This is a genomic window from Pseudomonas sp. MAG733B (assembly GCF_036884845.1).
Taxonomy (GTDB): Bacteria; Pseudomonadota; Gammaproteobacteria; order Pseudomonadales; family Pseudomonadaceae; genus Aquipseudomonas.
Genome location: NZ_CP145732.1, coordinates 2336993 through 2353427, shown reverse-complemented (window position 1 = coordinate 2353427; position 16435 = coordinate 2336993). Strand labels below are relative to the sequence as shown.

The window sequence follows — 16435 nt, the reverse complement described above, 5'->3', positions numbered from 1 at the left end:
CTACAGATTCGAGGCGTACATCGACTCGATAACGACTCCAACTCTGTAGGAGCATGGCTTGCCCGCGATGAGGCCCGCACAGACGCCGCAAATTCCAGACAAAAATAAACCGGCCCTTGAGCCGGTTTATTTATTTCAGGCCGCTTGCGCCGCCTGCGCCTGTCGCACTACCGCCGCCAATCGCCCAAGCCCTTCATCCAATCGCGCCGGGTCGATATGGCTGAAGTTCAGCCGCAAATACCCGTGATGCTTGTCCGGCTCGGGGAAGAACGGCTCGCCCGGCATGAACGCCACATCTTTGGCCAACGCCGCATTGAGCAAGGTTCGAGTGTCCAGCGGCTGCTTGAGTTTCAACCAGAAAAACAGCCCGCCCTGCGGTTCGTTCCAGTCCGCCAGATCAGCGAAATGGGTGTGCAGCGCCCCTTGGAATGCATCCCGAAGCGCCCGGTAAAAATCACGCAACCGACTGCGATGCTGCTGATACTTCTCGCTGCCGATCCATTGCAACGCCTGCCACTGGCCGACACGATTGGTGTGCAAGTCCGCCGATTGCTTGAGCTTGAGCAAGTGCGGGAACAAGTCCGGGCTGGCGATCAAGTAACCGACGCGCAAACCGGGCAGCAAGGTTTTCGAGACGGTGCCGGTGTAGATCCAGCTGGCCTTTTTCAGGCGGCTGACAATCGGTGTGGCGCTGCCGCCATCGAACGTCAGTTCGCGATAAGGCTCGTCTTCGATCAGCGTCACCCCGAATTCATCGAGCAAGGCCGCCACCGCATTGCGCTTGGCTTCGCTGTAACGCACCGCCGATGGGTTCTGGAACGTCGGGATCAGGTAGATGAACGCCGGGCGATGCTTCTCCAGACGAGTGCGCAGTTGCGCCAGGTCCGGGCCATCGGCCTCCAGCGGCACGGTGATGCAGTCTGCGCCAAACAACTGGAAAATTTGCAGGGCCGCCAGGTAAGTCGGGGCTTCGAGCAGAATCTCGGTGCCTTTGTCGATGTACAGCTTGGCCGCCAGATCGAGGGTTTGCTGGGAGCCGCTGACCACCAACACCTGGCTCGCCTCACACGGCACACCCAGCGCACGGGCCTCCGCGGCCAGCACTTCACGCAACGCCGGCTCGCCTTCGCTCATACCGTATTGGCCGATGGACACCGGCATGTCGGACCAATCGACCTTGGGCAACATGGCTTCCGCCGGCAGACCTCCAGCGAACGACATCACTTGAGGGCGCTGCGCGGCAGCAAGGATTTCACGGATCAAAGAACTTTTAAGGCGCGAGACACGTTCGGAAAAAGCCATGGAGGTCACCGGTAGCGAGGCCGAAGGAAAATGAGTCAAACTTGTTGACCGAAATTACGACAGCTCGAGCGGATACGTCAATATGATTGACCTTAAAAACCCGATTTCCCAGCAACAGGCGATGGAAGCGTTTTTCTTCGGCTACCAGGCCTTCACCGCCAAAGCCGACGAAATGCTTGAGCGTCGAGGCTTGAGCCGGGTGCATCAACGCATCGTATTTTTCATCGCCCGTTATCCGAACCTGAGCGTCAAGGAGTTGCTGGCGCTGCTCGGGGTGAGCAAGCAGGCGCTGAACATGCCGCTGCGGCAGTTGGTGGAAATGCATTTGGTGAATAGCGTGGCGTCCGAGACCGACAAGCGTAAGCGGTTGCTGGAGTTGACCGACGACGGCGCGCGGTTCGAGCAGTCGTTGCGTCGTGAACAGGTGAAATTGCTGGAGCGGGTGTTTGCCGAGGCTGGGGAAACGGCGGTGAATGGCTGGCTGGCGGTGAATCTGGCATTGGGGAAAAGCCAGACAGTTGTTGATTGACTGTTCTGGCCCCATCGCCAGCAGGCTAGCTCCCACAGCGATCTGCGGCGTGCACAAAATCTGCTGGCGATGAGGCCCTCGAACGCGATATATCCCTAAAGCCAAATTTTTCGTCGACAAAATCAAAAACATTATTTGCTTTCTTTGTATACAAAAGCATAATCCACTTCGTGCGAGTTCCTGACCAGACGGTCAACAAATTCGCAAGTACCTCAAAGGGCCGCTGCCACCCCTCTCGGATCCGGCCCTGGAAATAAAAATAAAACTCTTGAGGAGTACTCGCTGTGGAAAGCCGCAAATCCGAAGCATCGACGCTGGATCTCTCGCCGCCACTACGCAATGGCTTGCTGGAGCGCTTGTTTAAACTCAGCTTGCATGGCACCACGGTGAAGACCGAGCTGATTGCCGGTCTGACTACCTTCATCACTATGGCCTACATCATTTTCGTCAACCCGAACATCATGGCTGACGCCGGGATCGATCACGGTGCAGCGTTTGTCGCCACCTGTATCGCCGCTGCACTGGGCTGCCTGTTGATGGGCCTGTACGCCAACTGGCCGGTCGGCCTGGCGCCGGGCATGGGCTTGAACGCGTTCTTCACTTACACCGTGGTCGGCACCATGGGCTACAACTGGGAAACCGCGCTTGGTGCGGTGTTTGTCTCCGGTGTGCTGTTCATGATTCTGACCTTCTCGCGGATTCGCGAATGGCTGCTCAACAGCATCCCGGTCAGCCTGCGCTTCGCCATGGGCGCCGGCGTCGGTCTGTTCCTCGGTCTGATCGGTTTGAAAACTGCGGGCATCGTCGTTGATAGCCCGGCCACTCTGATCAAGCTCGGCTCCCTGCGCGAACCTGGCCCACTGCTCGCGGCCGTATGCTTCCTGATGATCGCCATCCTCAGCTATCACAAAGTGTTCGGTGCGATCCTCATCAGCATCATCACCGTCACCCTCGCCGGTTGGGGCCTGGGCCTGGTGCATTACGAAGGGATCATGTCGGCACCGCCGAGCCTGGCCCCGACCTGGATGGCCATGAACGTCGCCGGCGTGTTCAACGTCAGCATGATCAGCGTGGTCCTGGCGTTCCTCTTCGTGCACATGTTCGACACCGCCGGCACCTTGATGGGCGTAGCCCAGCGCGCCAACCTGGTGGGCGCCGACGGCAAGATCGAAAACCTCTCCCGAGCCATGAAAGCCGACAGTGCTTCCAGCGTATTTGGTGCCGTGGTTGGCGTACCACCGGTCACAAGCTATGTGGAAAGTGCCGCGGGTGTAGCAGCGGGTGGTCGGACTGGTCTTACCGCAGTGACCGTAGGTGTGCTATTTATTGCAGCCATGTTCTTCGCTCCGCTGGCCGGCATGATCCCTGCCTATGCCACCGCGGGTGCGCTGATTTATGTAGCAATGCTGATGATGGGCGGTATGGCCCACATCGAGTGGGATGAAGCGACCGACAGCATTCCGGCGATCGTTACCGCAATCATGATGCCGCTGACCTTCTCGGTCGCCGACGGCATCGCGCTGGGCTTCATCACCTACGTAGCGTTGAAGGCCGGTACCGGCAAGTACAAGGAAATTTCCGTCAGCCTGTGGGTGCTCTGCGCGATCTTCATCGCCAAGTTCATCTTCCTGTAAGCCTTACGCGAGACACGTTTCAAAACAGCCTCACCCCGTCGGGTGAGGCTTTTGTGCAAATGGAGGAAAGTGATGAGTCTGGAAACCTGGCTGCTGTTCAGCGGCGCCGCGCTGGTAGTGATCCTGATCCCGGGGCCATTGTCGTTGTTGATGATCAGCAACAGCCTGAACTACGGCCTGCGCCGTTCCTACCCGGCGTTTCTCGGTGGCGTGATTGCCTCGATCTGCCTGCTGAGTGCCTCGGCATTGGGTCTGGGCGCCCTGCTGCTGGCGTCGGAACAGCTGTTCAGTGCTCTGAAAATCGTCGGCGCGTTGTACCTGTTCTACCTCGCCTGGCAGAGCTGGCAGCAATCGCGCCAGCCTTCCCACGGTGCTGAAGTGCCGCTGGCAGCGCCGGTGCCGCGCTTTCGCGCATTGTTCGGCCGCGCGTTCATGCTCGGTGCCAGCAATCCGAAAGACATCCTTTTCTTCGCGGCTTTCCTGCCGCAGTTCCTGAGTGCAGAGCAACCGTTCCTGCCGCAACTTCTGGTGATGATCGCAACCTGGACGGTGCTGGATCTGCTGTGCAAGTTGGCCTATGGCCTCGGCGCCCATGGTGCGGCGCGGTATCTGCACAGCGGCAAGGGCCAGAGCTGGTTTAACCGGATCAGTGCGGGGTTGTTCAGTGGTGCGGGTGCGGCTTCCCTGCTGAGCCGCTAACAGCAAAAGCATCGCTAGCAGGCTAGCTCCCACAGGGGATTTGTGGTGTTCACAAGACCCTTGTGGGAGCTAGCCTGCTAGCGATGGCGTCAACACAGGCACCACCTTTCCCCAGACGAAAAAAAGCCCGCAGTGTGAGCGGGCGAAAGACCAAAGAAGCTATATGCGCAGTCGCTTCCAGGTGGTGGCAGCTGCTTGGGGGATCAGCTGCCGCGGTACGTGGAGTAGCTGTAAGGCGAGATCAGCAGCGGTACATGGTAGTGATCCTGTTCGGCGGAGATGCCAAAACGCAGCACCACCACATCCAGGAACGCCGGTTCCGGCAGCTGAACGCCACGGGCGCGGTAGTAATCGCCCGCATGGAACTGAACCTGATAGACCCCGGTGCGGTAGTCATCGCCTTGCAGCAACGGTGCATCGACACGGCCATCGCTGTTGGTTATCGCGCTGGCGACCAATTCCAGGTGCGAACCTTCAACGCGGTACAACTCGACCTTGATCGAGCTGCCCGGGCAACCGTGTGCAGCGTCCAAAACGTGTGTAGTCAAACGTCCCATTGATTCTGCGCGCCTGCCTGCGTGGAAGCAGTCAGACCTCGCGCCTCCCGAAGTCAGTTGAAAAGGAGACCGCACCGATTCGGAGCACGAAAAGCTGCGGCGAGCGACTGATTAAGACACTTTTCAAAAAAATTGTACACAATAAAAACGACATTTTTGCCACCACTGGCGCCATCCGTGGATTTCCCGCTGATTAACAGCCAAAGCGCACCGTTGCTGAACCCCGCAATCATTAACTGACCAATCAGGCAGATTTCTTGCAGGCTGATCTCAATAGCACGAAAAGATGACCGTTAACGAAAAATGCAAAAAATCAGGCTTACAAAGTGAATATAAAGTTGTATACAATCAGCCCATCGCTGTGACGCCAGCCAAGGCGTATCACACAAACTGTCATCACGAATAAGAAGGAAGACTGCAGTGAGCGCTGACTACCCTCGCGACCTGATCGGTTACGGCAGTAACCCTCCGCACCCACACTGGCCGGGCAATGCCCGCATCGCCCTGTCGTTCGTACTCAATTACGAAGAAGGTGGCGAGCGCAATATCCTGCACGGCGACAAAGAGTCCGAAGCCTTCCTCTCGGAAATGGTGTCCGCCCAGCCGCTGCAAGGCGCGCGCAACATGAGCATGGAATCCCTTTACGAGTATGGCAGCCGCGCCGGCGTCTGGCGGATTCTGAAACTGTTCAAGGAATTCGACATTCCACTGACCATCTTCGCCGTGGCCATGGCCGCCCAGCGTCACCCGGATGTGATCCGCGCCATGGTCGATGCCGGCCATGAGATCTGCAGCCACGGCTACCGCTGGATCGACTACCAGTACATGGACGAAGCGCAGGAACGCGAGCACATGCTCGAAGCGATCCGCATCCTCACCGAAATCACCGGCGAGCGCCCACTAGGCTGGTACACCGGCCGCACCGGCCCGAACACCCGTCGCCTGGTGATGGAAGAAGGCGGTTTCCTCTATGACTGCGACACCTACGACGACGACCTGCCCTACTGGGAACCGAACAACCCGACCGGCAAGCCGCACCTGGTGATCCCGTACACGCTGGACACCAACGACATGCGCTTCACCCAGGTCCAGGGTTTCAACAAGGGCGACGATTTCTTCGAATACCTCAAAGACGCGTTCGACGTGCTCTACGCGGAAGGCGCCGACGCACCGAAAATGCTGTCGATCGGTTTGCATTGCCGCCTGATCGGCCGTCCGGCGCGTCTGGCATCGCTCAAGCGCTTTATCGAATACGCTAAAAGTCATGAACAGGTGTGGTTCAGCCGTCGTGTCGACATCGCGCGTCACTGGCAAGAAACCCACCCGTACACAGGGGCTGCCAAATGAGCACCTTTCAAACCGTCAAACCTTCGAGCCTGAGCCGCGACGCCTTTGTCGCCGCTTTCGCCGACATCTACGAACATTCGCCATGGGTGGCCGAGAAGGCCTTCGACCTGGGTCAGGACGCTTCGATCGACGATATCGAAATCCTGCACCAGCGCATGAGCGACATCCTGTTGAGCGCCGATCACGCAAGCCAGCTTGCCCTGATCAACGCTCACCCGGACCTGGCAGGCCGTGCGGCCGTCCAGGGCCAACTGACCGAAGCCAGCACTAATGAACAGGCTGGCGCCGGTATTCACCAATGCACGGCCGAAGAGTTCCAACGCTTCACCGAGCTGAACGACGCCTACAAAGCCAAGTTCAAGTTTCCCTTCATCATGGCGGTAAAAGGCAGCAACCGGCATCAGATCCTCGCAGCGTTCGAAACGCGCATTCATAACTCGGTCGAGACCGAATTCAAATGCGCGCTGGCGGAGATCAACAAGATCGCCCTGTTCCGATTACTGACCCTATAGCAAGCCTGGCCCGAGTGGATTCAAGAACGCCGAATTTACCCAGGGCCTCGCAAGCATCCCAAGCCACTTATTTAAAGGCAGACAAGAAGAATGAAAGCTTACGCCGTACCTTTCGAGAAGTTCGTCAACCTGGCCGACGCCCGCCTGGGCACCAAAATCATCTCGGTCACCGATGACTGGTTCGCAGACGCCAATCGTCTGTTCCAACCGACCCCGGCCGTATGGAAGGAGGGCGTGTTCGATGACAACGGCAAGTGGATGGACGGCTGGGAGTCGCGCCGCAAGCGCTTCGAAGGCTACGACAGCGCTGTGATCCGCCTGGGTGTACCGGGTTCGATCAAGGGCGTCGACATCGACACTTCATTCTTCACCGGCAACTTCCCGCCATCGGCGTCCCTGGAAGCCTGCTTCCTGGCTGAAGGCGAGCCGAACGAAAACACCCAGTGGACTGAAGTGCTGTCCGCCGTCGAGCTGCAAGGCAACAGCCACCACTACCACGAAATCAGCAACGACCAGGCGTTCAGCCATCTGCGTTTCAACATCTACCCGGACGGCGGTGTTGCCCGTCTGCGCGTGTACGGCATTCCGCACCGCGACTGGTCGGCTGTTGGCGACAACGAGCAAGTTGACCTGGCTTCCGCCCTGAACGGTGGCCGCGCCCTCGCCTGCTCCGACGAACACTTCGGTCGCATGAGCAACATCCTCAACCCGGGCCGCGGCATCAACATGGGCGACGGCTGGGAAACCGCGCGTCGTCGTACTCCGGGCAATGACTGGGTCATCGTCGCGCTGGGCCACCCGGGCGAGATCGAGAAAATCATCGTCGACACCCTGCACTTCAAAGGCAACTACCCGGACACTTGCTCGATCCAGGGCGCGTTCGTGAAGGGCGGCACCGACAGCCAGATCGAAACCCAGTCGCTGTTCTGGCGCGAACTGCTGCCAAGCCAGAAGCTGGAAATGCACGCCGAACACACCTTCGCCGAGCAGATCAAGGCACTGGGCCCGATCACCCACATCCGCCTGAACGTGTTCCCGGATGGTGGTGTGAGCCGCCTGCGCGTTTTGGGCAAGGTCGCTAAATAAGCGTTGAACCCAATCGCGGGCAAGCCCGCTCCCACAAGGAACTGTGGTGTACACAAATCCTGTGGGAGCTGGCTTGCCAGCGATGACGATAGAACCAACAACACAGAATTCGGAAAACAACAGCATGCGCACACTGACGATTGAACCGCTGACCAAAGAAGCCTTCGCCCCTTTCGGTGACGTCATCGAAACCGACGGCAGCGATCACTTCATGATCAACAACGGTTCGACCATGCGCTTCCATAAACTGGCTGTGGTCGAAACCGCAAAGCCAGAGGACAACGCGATCATCAGCATTTTCCGCGCCGACGCGCAGGACATGCCGCTGACCGTCAGCATGCTGGAGCGTCACCCGTTGGGCAGCCAGGCTTTCATACCGCTGCTCGGCAACCCCTTTCTGATCGTGGTCGCGCCACTTGGCGATGAACCTGTATCAGGCTTGGTCCGCGCCTTCGTCACCAACGGCAGGCAGGGCATTAATTACCATCGCGGCGTTTGGCACCACCCGGTGCTGACGATCGAAAAGCGGGATGACTTCCTGGTGGTTGATCGCAGTGGCACAGGCAATAACTGCGATGAGCATTTTTTCAAAGAGGATGAGCGTTTGATCCTCGCCCCCCACCAATAAGAGAAGGTCTGATCACTCGACAACAGAGTGACAGGCGAGAGGTAAAGACTGTGGAAGCACATCTGTTGGAATGGCTGAACCTGAGCGTGCGCTGGGTTCATATGATTACTGGTGTGGCCTGGATTGGCGCATCGTTCTACTTCGTCTGGCTGGAAAACAACCTCAATCGGGTCAACCCGAAAAGCGGTCTGGCCGGTGATTTGTGGGCGATCCACGGCGGCGGTATCTACCACCTGGAAAAATACAAACTGGCTCCGCCGACCATGCCGGACAACCTGCACTGGTTCAAATGGGAAGCCTACTTCACCTGGATGTCGGGTATCGCGCTGCTGTGCGTGGTGTTCTACTCCAACCCGACGCTCTACCTGCTGGCTCCGGGCAGCACCCTGAGCGGTCCTGAAGGCGTACTGCTGGGCATCGGCTCTCTGTTCGTCGGCTGGTTCATCTACTCCTTCCTCTGCGACTCGGCCCTGGGCAAACGCCCTGCCCTGCTTGGCGCCATCCTGTTCGTTCTGATCATTGCCGCAGCCTATGGCTTCAGCAAAGTGTTCAGCGGTCGCGGTGCGTACCTGCACGTCGGCGCGATCATCGGCACCATCATGGTCGGCAACGTGTTCCGCATCATCATGCCGGCGCAACGCGCACTGGTAGCGGCCATCGCCGAGAACCGCACACCTGATCCGGCGCTGCCAGCCAAAGGCTTGCTGCGTTCGCGTCACAACAACTACTTCACCTTGCCCGTGCTGTTCATCATGATCAGCAACCACTTCCCGAGCACCTACGGCAGCCAGTACAACTGGCTGATCCTGGCCGGGATCGCGGTGCTGGCGGTGTTGGTGCGTCACTACTTCAACACCCGTCACGACAGCCACAAGTTTGCCTGGACCCTGCCCGTGGCAGCGGTGGGCATGATTTGCCTGGCTTATGTGTCCGGTCCGAAGCCGATGTCCAGCGCCCCTGAAGTCGCCAAGGCTCCTGCTGCCATCGAATACCAGCCACTGCCGGAAACTGCAGTGGGTGGTGGTTTGAAACCGGCTGAAGCCAAACCTGCAGAAGCGCCTGCCGCCGCCCCGGCGCAAGCGTCCAACGCCGGTCCTGGTTTCGACAAGGTGCACAGCGTGATTCAGGAACGTTGCTCGGTCTGCCATTCGGCGAAACCGACCAGCCCACTGTTCAGCGCGGCGCCGGCCGGTGTGATGTTCGACACTCCCGAGCAGATTCGCCAGAACGCTGCGCGCATCCAGGCTCAAGCCGTCGCCAGCCAGATCATGCCACTGGGCAACATCACGCAGATGACCCAGCAGGAACGTGACCTGATCGGTGCCTGGATTGCTCAGGGAGCTCCCACCAATTAAGCAATGCAAAAGCCTGTGCTGAGCGGGCTTTTGTGGCGAGGGAGCTTGCTCCCGCTGGACTGCGCAGCAGTCCAGCGGGAGCAAGCTCCCTCGCCACAGATCCACCTGATGCGAAACAGCTGTCAGCAGCTGTTAATCACAAGAATAAAAAAGATCCGAGGTGTTGCATGTCCGAGCTCTCCAAAGCGCGCATCCCCGACGCACCCGCCATTCAGCGTTTACCCCTTTTGCAACTGATCCTGGTCGGTTTGCAACATGTTCTGCTGATGTACGGCGGCGCCATCGCGGTGCCGCTGATCATCGGACAGGCCGCTGGCCTGAGTCGTGAAGAAATCGCCTTCCTGATCAACGCCGACCTGCTGGTCGCCGGCATCGCCACTATCGTTCAATCGCTGGGCATCGGCCCCATGGGCATTCGCATGCCGGTGATGATGGGTGCCAGTTTCGCCGCTGTCGGCAGCATGGTCGCCATGGCCGGCATGCCCGGTATCGGCCTGCAAGGGATCTTCGGCGCGACCATCGCCGCCGGGTTCTTCGGCATGCTCATCGCCCCGTTCATGTCCAAGGTCGTACGCTTCTTCCCGCCTCTGGTGACCGGCACGGTCATCACCTCGATCGGTTTGTCGTTGTTCCCCGTAGCCGTGAACTGGGCTGGCGGGGGTGCCAGCGCCGCTCAATTCGGTTCGCCGATTTACCTGACCATCGCCGCGCTGGTGCTGGGCACCATCCTGTTGGTGCATCGCTTCATGCGTGGTTTCTGGGTCAACATTTCCGTGCTGATCGGCATGTGCCTGGGCTACGTGCTCTGCGGCGTGCTCGGCATGGTCGACCTCAGCGGCATGGCCCAAGCGCCATGGCTGCAATTCGTTACCCCGCTGCATTTCGGCATGCCGAAATTCGAACTCGCACCGATCCTGTCGATGTGCCTTGTCGTGGTGATCATTTTCGTCGAGTCCACCGGGATGTTCCTCGCGCTGGGCAAGATCACCGGCCAGGAAGTCTGCCCACGCATGCTGCGTCGCGGCTTGCTGTGTGATGCCGGCGCTTCGTTCTTTGCGGGTTTCTTCAACACCTTCACCCACTCCTCTTTCGCGCAGAACATCGGCCTGGTGCAAATGACCGGCGTGCGTTGCCGTTCGGTGACCATTGTCGCCGGCGGTTTGCTGATCGTGTTGAGCCTGCTGCCGAAAGCGGCGTTCCTGGTCGCTTCAATTCCGCCGGCGGTACTGGGCGGCGCGGCGATTGCGATGTTCGGCATGGTCGCCGCTACCGGGATCAAGATTCTCCAGGAAGCCGACATCGGTGACCGTCGCAACCAGTTGCTGGTGGCGGTGAGCATCGGCATGGGCCTGATCCCGGTGGTGCGTCCGGAGTTTTTCGCCCACCTGCCCCTGTGGATGAGCCCGATCACCCACAGCGGTATCGCCATGGCCACCCTCAGTGCGCTGACGCTGAACTTGCTGTTCAACATCCTTGGCGGCGCCGAACGCGCGGCGATCAACGACTGTCACGCTAACTCGCATTAACAGAGTCCCACACAAACCCTGTGGGAGCGGGCTTGCTCGCGAAGACGTCATCAGCCTCAACATCATTGTTGCCTGATACACCGCTTTCGCGAGCAAGCCCGCTCCCACAGGAGAGCTAAATGCGCCTGAAAAATAAAAACAAGAGGGAGCAACAGATGATTCGGACACAAACCAACTTGCTGTTGAGTGGTGGCCTGCTGGCCGCGAGTCAGGCCATGGCCGGCGATCTACTGCTGTGGCAGACCAACAGCTTGAGCTATCTGTACGGCAAGGATTTCGCGGTCAACCCGTCGATCCAGCAGACAATCACCTTCGAACATGCCGACCGCTGGAAGTACGGCGATAACTTCATGTTCATCGACAGCACTTACTACAACGGCGAGAAAGACCGCAACAAAGGCGTCCACGCCTATTACGGCGAGTTCAGCCCCCGCCTCTCTCTCGGCAAAATCCTCGACCGCCGTTTCGAATTCGGCCCGATCAAGGACGTGCTGCTGGCCATGACCTACGAGAATGGCGAAGACGACACCGAGGCCTACCTGATCGGCCCCGGCTTTGACCTTGCAATCCCGGGCTTCAACTTTTTCACCCTGAACTTCTATAATCGCCGGACCGAAGGCTCGCGCCCCGGCGACGATGTCTGGCAGATCACACCGGCCTGGTCGTACACCATTCCAGTGGGCAATTCGAGCGTGTTGATCGATGGCTACATCGACTGGGTCGTGGACAACGACCAGAACTCGCACGGTACCTACCACGCCAACCTGCACTTCAACCCGCAGATCAAATACGACCTGGGCAAAGCCCTCGGCTGGCGGGAGAAACAGGTATATGTCGGCGCCGAATACAGCTACTGGAAAGACAAGTACGGCATCGAAAACAACGGCAACCTCGACACCAACGAAAACACCACCAGCCTGCTGGTGAAGGTGCATTTCTAAGATGACCCGCAACCGTGCCCCAAACCTGTCGTCGGTGCGCTGTTGCGGGGCACTTGAGACCTGGCCAAGGAGTCAGTATTCTCCGCGGCCGCCTGAATCCGCTTTAAAAAAAAGCCCGGATTTAATTCCTGACCAGAAAGCCAACTTATCCCGGCTCTGGACGGTCCCCAGGCCTTCCCGAATGACTCTCAATCGACTGTTTTTGAGCAGCCGAGCGGGAGTTTTTTTGCTTTGTGAAAGCCTTGGCGCAGCTCTTGCTAACAGCACTAAAGCTGACCGATTGGATGAATATTTTCCGCTTCAGAAAAAGGCGCCACACCAGAGCGTCGACCTTAAAAAAAACGTGAAACCACTACTTTTTGGGAGCAACCGAATGAAACGTACGTGCACTAGCCTGATGCTGGCGGGATCAATGCTGGCTGGGGGTCAGGCCATGGCCGGCGACTTGCTGCAATGGCAGAACAACAGCCTGACCTACCTGTATGGCAAGGACTTCCAGGTCAACCCGCGCATCCAGCAGACGGTGACCTTCGAACACGCTGACGGCTGGAAATACGGCGACAACTTCTTCTTCATCGACAAGATTTTCTACAACGGCAAGGAAGACGCCTTCGCAGGTAAGAACACCCACTACGGTGAATTCAGCCCACGCCTGTCGTTCAACAAGATCTTCGACCAGAAGTTCGAGCTAGGTCCGATCAAAGACGTGCTGCTGGCCATGACGTACGAATTCGGTGAAGACGATACCGAGTCCTACCTGATCGGTCCTGGCTTCGACCTGGCCATCCCGGGCTTCGACTACTTCCAGTTGAACTTCTACAACCGTCACACCGAAGGCGACCGTCCGGGCGACAATATCTGGCAGGTCACGCCGGTCTGGTCCTACACCATTCCGGTCGGCGATTCGAACATCCTGATCGATGGTTTCATGGACTGGGTGGTCGACAACGACGTCAACAAAAAAGGCGAATACCACGCCAACCTGCACTTCAATCCGCAGATCAAGTACGACCTGGGCAAAGCGCTGAACCTGGGTGAGAAGCAGTTGTACGTCGGTGTCGAGTATGACTACTGGAAGAACAAGTACGGTATCGAAGACAGCCAGGGCTTCAAGACCGATCAGAGCGTGACCAGCTTCCTGGTCAAGGTTCACTTCTGATCCGGCGGCGTCTGTAAGGACGCCATCGCGGGCAAGCCATGCTCCTACAGGTTCGGTGTCGAACACTAGTAATGTGATCGACGCGCATCTGTAGGAGCATGGCTTGCCCGCGATCGCCGCACCGCCGATCTCAAGTCGAAACCTCGGACGCCGGTAACCCAAGAAATCGGCAAAGCTCCTCACGCTTGGCCAACGCATCCCGCCGCCCCAAATCAATCAATTCGCTGCAATACCCCACCTCGAACAACAGATAACTCAACACCCCCGCTCCACTGGTCTTGGTCGCCCCCGGCCCACGCAGAAACAGGCGCAATGCCGCCGGCAATTCCTGGCGATGACGCGCGGCAATTTCGTCGATCGGCTGACTCGGTGAAATCACCAAAACCTCGACCGGTGCCACACCCAGCGCACGGGTCGGCGTGCCGTCGGGCATGAGATGACTGAACTGATTCAGACGCTGTAAAAGCTCGATGTCGCTTTCCAGGCTGTCAATGAACGTACTGTTGAGCATGTGCCCGCCGATCTGCGCCAACGTGGGTTGTTGCCCTGTATAGGTGCGTTGCAGCGGTTGCTCGGGATCGACGCCACGCGGGTTGCCGCTGACACCCACCACCAGCACCCGACTGGCGCCCAGATGCAGCGCCGGGCTGATCGGCGCCGATTGGCGCACCGCACCATCGCCGAAATACTCCTCGCCGATTTTCACCGGGGCGAACAGCAGTGGAATCGCCGAACTGGCGAGCAAATGGTCAACGGACAGTTGGGTCGGAACGCCGATCCGCCGATGGCGCAACCAGGCGTCGATGGTGCCGCCGCCCTGATAGAAAGTGACGGCTTGACCGGACTCGTAGCCAAACGCAGTCACCGCCACCGCCTGCAATTGCTTTTGCGCGATGGATTCGGCGATGCCGTTCATGTGCAACTTGTCGTTGAGCAAGCGGCGCAGAGGTGAGCTGTTGAGCAGCGCCACCGGAACTTGAGAGCCGAGGCCCAGCAAGCTGTGGCTGACAAAGCGGCTGGCCTGGCGCATCACGCCGGGCCAGTCGCTACGCAACACCAAATGACTGCGAAAGCCCTGCCAGAAGGCAGTCAGCCGCTCAATGGCCGCGCGAAAATCCGTCGCCCCGCTGGCCAGGCTGACGGCATTGATCGCCCCGGCCGAAGTGCCGACGATCACCGGAAACGGATTGTCCGCGCCCAATGGCAAAAGCTCGGCAATCGCCGCCAGAACCCCCACCTGATAGGCCGCCCGAGCCCCGCCGCCGGAAAGAATCAACCCTGTAACCGGTTCAGCAGGACTCATCGCAACACTCCATGATGCTTATTAGGTTCGATTGATCAACCGCGTTTTGCGTACAGCTTGGGTTCGCCCGGTGGACGGCTCTTGAAGCGGCGATGGGCCCAGAGGTATTGCTCCGGACAGTCGCGCAACACGCCTTCGATCCACTGGTTGATGCGCAGGCAATCGGCTTCTTCGGTTTCGCCGGGGAAGCCTTCGAGCGGCGCATGGATCACCAGCCGATAACCGCTGCCGTCGGCCAGGCGCTCCTGAGTGAACGGCACCACCAACGCCTTGCCCAGCCGGGCGAATTTACTGGTAGCAGTGACGGTCGCCGCCTGAATGCCGAACAGCGGCACGAAAATACTTTGCTTGGCGCCGTAGTCCTGATCCGGTGCGTACCAGATCGCGCGGCCGGCGCGCAGCAACTTGAGCATGCCGCGAACGTCCTCGCGCTCGATCGCCAGCGAATCAAGATTGTGACGCTCGCGCCCCTGTCGCTGGACATAGTCGAACAGCGGATTTTTGTGCTCGCGGTACATGCCGTCGATGGTGTGTTGCTGGCCAAGCAGTGCGGCGCCGATTTCCAGGGTGGTGAAATGCACCGCCATCAGGATCACGCCCTTGCCTTCGCGCCGGGCCTGCTGCAAATGCTCCAGCCCTTCGATATGGGCCAGTTTCGCCAGACGTTCGCGCGACCACCACCAGCTCATCGCCATCTCGAAGAAAGCGATGCCGGTTGACGCGAAGTTTTCCTTGAGCAGGCGCTTACGCTCGACTGCGGACTTTTCCGGGAAACACAGCTCCAGATTTCGCTTGGCAATGCGCCGTCGGTCGCCCGCCGCGCGATACATCAAGGCCCCGAGCGCGCGACCAAGCCACAGCAATGCCGGATATGGCAGCTGCACGATCAGCCACAACAACCCCAAGCCACACCACAGCGGCCAGAAACGTGGAGTCAGAAAAGTTTTTTGAAAACGCGGGCGATCCATTCATGCATCCGGAAAGACAATGGCCGCGCATTCTACATCGTTCGACCCGGCTTGCGGCCTGCGGGCGATCTCGTTATAAGTCTCGGCACTTTTAGTGACAAGTCGTTGTATGCCGACCATGAGCCAAACCGAACTGCTAGACCAAGATCCCGTGTTCCAGCTAAAGGGCAGCATGCTCGCCATTACGGTGCTGGAACTGGCCCGTAACGACCTCGAAGGCCTCGACCGGCAGTTGGCCGCCAAGGTCGCCCAGGCGCCTGGTTTTTTCAGCAACGCGCCGCTGGTACTGGCCCTGGACAAACTCCCGGCCAGTGAAGGCGCGGTGGATTTGCCGGGCCTGATGCGCGTGTGCCGCCAGCATGGCCTGCGCACCCTGGCGATCCGAGCCAGCCGTATCGAAGACATCGCCGCCGCCATCGCCGTCGACCTGCCGGTGTTGCCGCCCTCCGGCGCCCGCGAGCGTGCGCTGGACCTGAATGAAGGCGTGACTGCGAAAAAACCGGAAAAACCGCCGGAACCGACCATCAAACCGACGAAAATCATCACGTCGCCAGTACGTGGTGGCCAGCAGATTTATGCCCAGGGCAGCGATCTGGTGGTGATCTCCTCGGTCAGTCCGGGGGCGGAACTTCTCGCCGATGGCAACATCCATGTATACGGCCCCATGCGTGGTCGCGTGTTGGCCGGCGTCAAGGGCGACACGAAAGCCAGGATTTTCTGTCAGCAAATGAGCGCTGAACTGGTCTCGATCGCCGGGCATTACAAGGTTTCCGAAGATCTGCGCCGCGACCCTTTATGGGGTTCGGGCGTGCAGGTCAGCCTGTCGGGCGATGTGTTGAACATCATTCGTCTTTAACGGATACTGCCGCATTTTCCAAGCATCTCTAAA

At 59.0% G+C, this 16435-nt stretch carries 16 protein-coding genes; 12 read left to right on the top strand and 4 right to left on the bottom strand.

Annotated elements, in window-relative coordinates:
• Positions 1 to 135: 135 nt before the first annotated feature.
• Positions 136 to 1302, bottom strand: a complete 1167-nt coding sequence (locus V6Z53_RS10740; protein WP_338585474.1) for a PLP-dependent aminotransferase family protein — start codon at positions 1300 to 1302, stop codon at positions 136 to 138.
• 82 nt (positions 1303 to 1384) lie between these two features.
• Between V6Z53_RS10740 and V6Z53_RS10735 the strand changes: the two genes are divergently transcribed.
• The 3 genes from V6Z53_RS10735 (at position 1385) to V6Z53_RS10725 (ending at position 4164) form a co-directional block, all read left to right on the top strand.
• Complete coding sequence (locus V6Z53_RS10735; protein WP_338585473.1) at positions 1385 to 1831, top strand: MarR family transcriptional regulator; 447 nt, start codon at positions 1385 to 1387, stop codon at positions 1829 to 1831.
• Positions 1832 to 2115: 284 nt separating this feature from the next.
• Complete coding sequence (locus tag V6Z53_RS10730; protein WP_015096117.1) at positions 2116 to 3465, top strand: NCS2 family permease; 1350 nt, start codon at positions 2116 to 2118, stop codon at positions 3463 to 3465.
• Positions 3466 to 3537: 72 nt separating this feature from the next.
• Entirely contained in the window at positions 3538 to 4164 is a 627-nt protein-coding gene (locus tag V6Z53_RS10725) for a LysE family translocator (protein ID WP_338585471.1), read from the top strand.
• 203 nt (positions 4165 to 4367) lie between these two features.
• Here V6Z53_RS10725 and uraH read toward each other — a convergent pair whose 3' ends face one another.
• Positions 4368 to 4721 carry a hydroxyisourate hydrolase gene (gene uraH / locus V6Z53_RS10720; RefSeq protein WP_003223171.1) on the bottom strand — a complete coding sequence of 118 codons (354 nt, stop codon included), beginning with the start codon at positions 4719 to 4721 and terminating at the stop codon, positions 4368 to 4370.
• Between the two features lie 420 nt (positions 4722 to 5141).
• Between uraH and puuE the strand changes: the two genes are divergently transcribed.
• The 8 genes from puuE (at position 5142) to V6Z53_RS10680 (ending at position 13275) form a co-directional block, all read left to right on the top strand.
• Positions 5142 to 6068, top strand: a complete 927-nt coding sequence (gene puuE, locus V6Z53_RS10715; RefSeq protein ID WP_338585470.1) for an allantoinase PuuE — start codon at positions 5142 to 5144, stop codon at positions 6066 to 6068.
• Positions 6065 to 6580 carry a 2-oxo-4-hydroxy-4-carboxy-5-ureidoimidazoline decarboxylase gene (gene uraD, locus V6Z53_RS10710; protein ID WP_338585469.1) on the top strand — a complete coding sequence of 172 codons (516 nt, stop codon included), beginning with the start codon at positions 6065 to 6067 and terminating at the stop codon, positions 6578 to 6580. Before puuE ends, uraD begins: the two co-directional genes overlap by 4 nt.
• A 90-nt stretch (positions 6581 to 6670) precedes the next feature.
• The gene (alc, locus tag V6Z53_RS10705) at positions 6671 to 7666 is read left to right on the top strand and encodes an allantoicase (RefSeq protein ID WP_338585468.1); all 996 of its coding nucleotides are present in this window, start codon (positions 6671 to 6673) and stop codon (positions 7664 to 7666) included.
• Between the two features lie 124 nt (positions 7667 to 7790).
• The gene (locus tag V6Z53_RS10700) at positions 7791 to 8294 is read left to right on the top strand and encodes an ureidoglycolate lyase (protein ID WP_007993087.1); all 504 of its coding nucleotides are present in this window, start codon (positions 7791 to 7793) and stop codon (positions 8292 to 8294) included.
• Positions 8295 to 8344: 50 nt separating this feature from the next.
• Positions 8345 to 9649, top strand: coding sequence for a urate hydroxylase PuuD (locus tag V6Z53_RS10695; RefSeq protein WP_338585466.1), 1305 nt, complete (start codon positions 8345 to 8347; stop codon positions 9647 to 9649).
• 167 nt (positions 9650 to 9816) lie between these two features.
• A complete protein-coding gene (locus V6Z53_RS10690; RefSeq protein WP_338585464.1) occupies positions 9817 to 11175 on the top strand; it encodes a nucleobase:cation symporter-2 family protein in 1359 nt (452 codons plus the stop codon).
• Between the two features lie 155 nt (positions 11176 to 11330).
• The gene (locus V6Z53_RS10685) at positions 11331 to 12116 is read left to right on the top strand and encodes an outer membrane protein OmpK (RefSeq protein WP_338585463.1); all 786 of its coding nucleotides are present in this window, start codon (positions 11331 to 11333) and stop codon (positions 12114 to 12116) included.
• Positions 12117 to 12489: 373 nt separating this feature from the next.
• The gene (locus tag V6Z53_RS10680) at positions 12490 to 13275 is read left to right on the top strand and encodes an outer membrane protein OmpK (protein ID WP_338585462.1); all 786 of its coding nucleotides are present in this window, start codon (positions 12490 to 12492) and stop codon (positions 13273 to 13275) included.
• Positions 13276 to 13405: 130 nt separating this feature from the next.
• Here V6Z53_RS10680 and V6Z53_RS10675 read toward each other — a convergent pair whose 3' ends face one another.
• Together V6Z53_RS10675 and V6Z53_RS10670 are read right to left on the bottom strand one after the other, a co-directional pair.
• A complete protein-coding gene (locus V6Z53_RS10675; protein WP_338585461.1) occupies positions 13406 to 14578 on the bottom strand; it encodes a patatin-like phospholipase family protein in 1173 nt (390 codons plus the stop codon).
• 35 nt (positions 14579 to 14613) lie between these two features.
• Positions 14614 to 15546 (bottom strand): lipid A biosynthesis lauroyl acyltransferase, encoded by a 933-nt coding sequence (locus V6Z53_RS10670; protein WP_338585460.1) that lies wholly within the window; start codon positions 15544 to 15546, stop codon positions 14614 to 14616.
• Between the two features lie 118 nt (positions 15547 to 15664).
• On the opposite strand from V6Z53_RS10670, the gene minC reads away from it, so the two are divergent.
• Positions 15665 to 16402 (top strand): septum site-determining protein MinC, encoded by a 738-nt coding sequence (gene minC / locus V6Z53_RS10665; RefSeq protein WP_338585458.1) that lies wholly within the window; start codon positions 15665 to 15667, stop codon positions 16400 to 16402.
• Positions 16403 to 16435: the final 33 nt, after the last annotated feature.

What these genes read in the sequence shown, in the direction of transcription:
- V6Z53_RS10740 (WP_338585474.1), bottom strand. Translation starts at nt 1,302, where the DNA reads ATGGCTTTTTCCGAACGTGTCTCGCGCCTTAAAAGTTCTTTGATCCGT.
- V6Z53_RS10735 (WP_338585473.1), top strand. Translation starts at nt 1,385, where the DNA reads ATGATTGACCTTAAAAACCCGATTTCCCAGCAACAGGCGATGGAAGCG.
- V6Z53_RS10725 (WP_338585471.1), top strand. Translation starts at nt 3,538, where the DNA reads ATGAGTCTGGAAACCTGGCTGCTGTTCAGCGGCGCCGCGCTGGTAGTG.
- uraH (WP_003223171.1), bottom strand. Translation starts at nt 4,721, where the DNA reads ATGGGACGTTTGACTACACACGTTTTGGACGCTGCACACGGTTGCCCG.
- uraD (WP_338585469.1), top strand. Translation starts at nt 6,065, where the DNA reads ATGAGCACCTTTCAAACCGTCAAACCTTCGAGCCTGAGCCGCGACGCC.
- alc (WP_338585468.1), top strand. Translation starts at nt 6,671, where the DNA reads ATGAAAGCTTACGCCGTACCTTTCGAGAAGTTCGTCAACCTGGCCGAC.
- V6Z53_RS10700 (WP_007993087.1), top strand. Translation starts at nt 7,791, where the DNA reads ATGCGCACACTGACGATTGAACCGCTGACCAAAGAAGCCTTCGCCCCT.
- V6Z53_RS10690 (WP_338585464.1), top strand. Translation starts at nt 9,817, where the DNA reads ATGTCCGAGCTCTCCAAAGCGCGCATCCCCGACGCACCCGCCATTCAG.
- V6Z53_RS10685 (WP_338585463.1), top strand. Translation starts at nt 11,331, where the DNA reads ATGATTCGGACACAAACCAACTTGCTGTTGAGTGGTGGCCTGCTGGCC.
- V6Z53_RS10680 (WP_338585462.1), top strand. Translation starts at nt 12,490, where the DNA reads ATGAAACGTACGTGCACTAGCCTGATGCTGGCGGGATCAATGCTGGCT.
- V6Z53_RS10675 (WP_338585461.1), bottom strand. Translation starts at nt 14,578, where the DNA reads ATGAGTCCTGCTGAACCGGTTACAGGGTTGATTCTTTCCGGCGGCGGG.
- V6Z53_RS10670 (WP_338585460.1), bottom strand. Translation starts at nt 15,546, where the DNA reads ATGGATCGCCCGCGTTTTCAAAAAACTTTTCTGACTCCACGTTTCTGG.
- minC (WP_338585458.1), top strand. Translation starts at nt 15,665, where the DNA reads ATGAGCCAAACCGAACTGCTAGACCAAGATCCCGTGTTCCAGCTAAAG.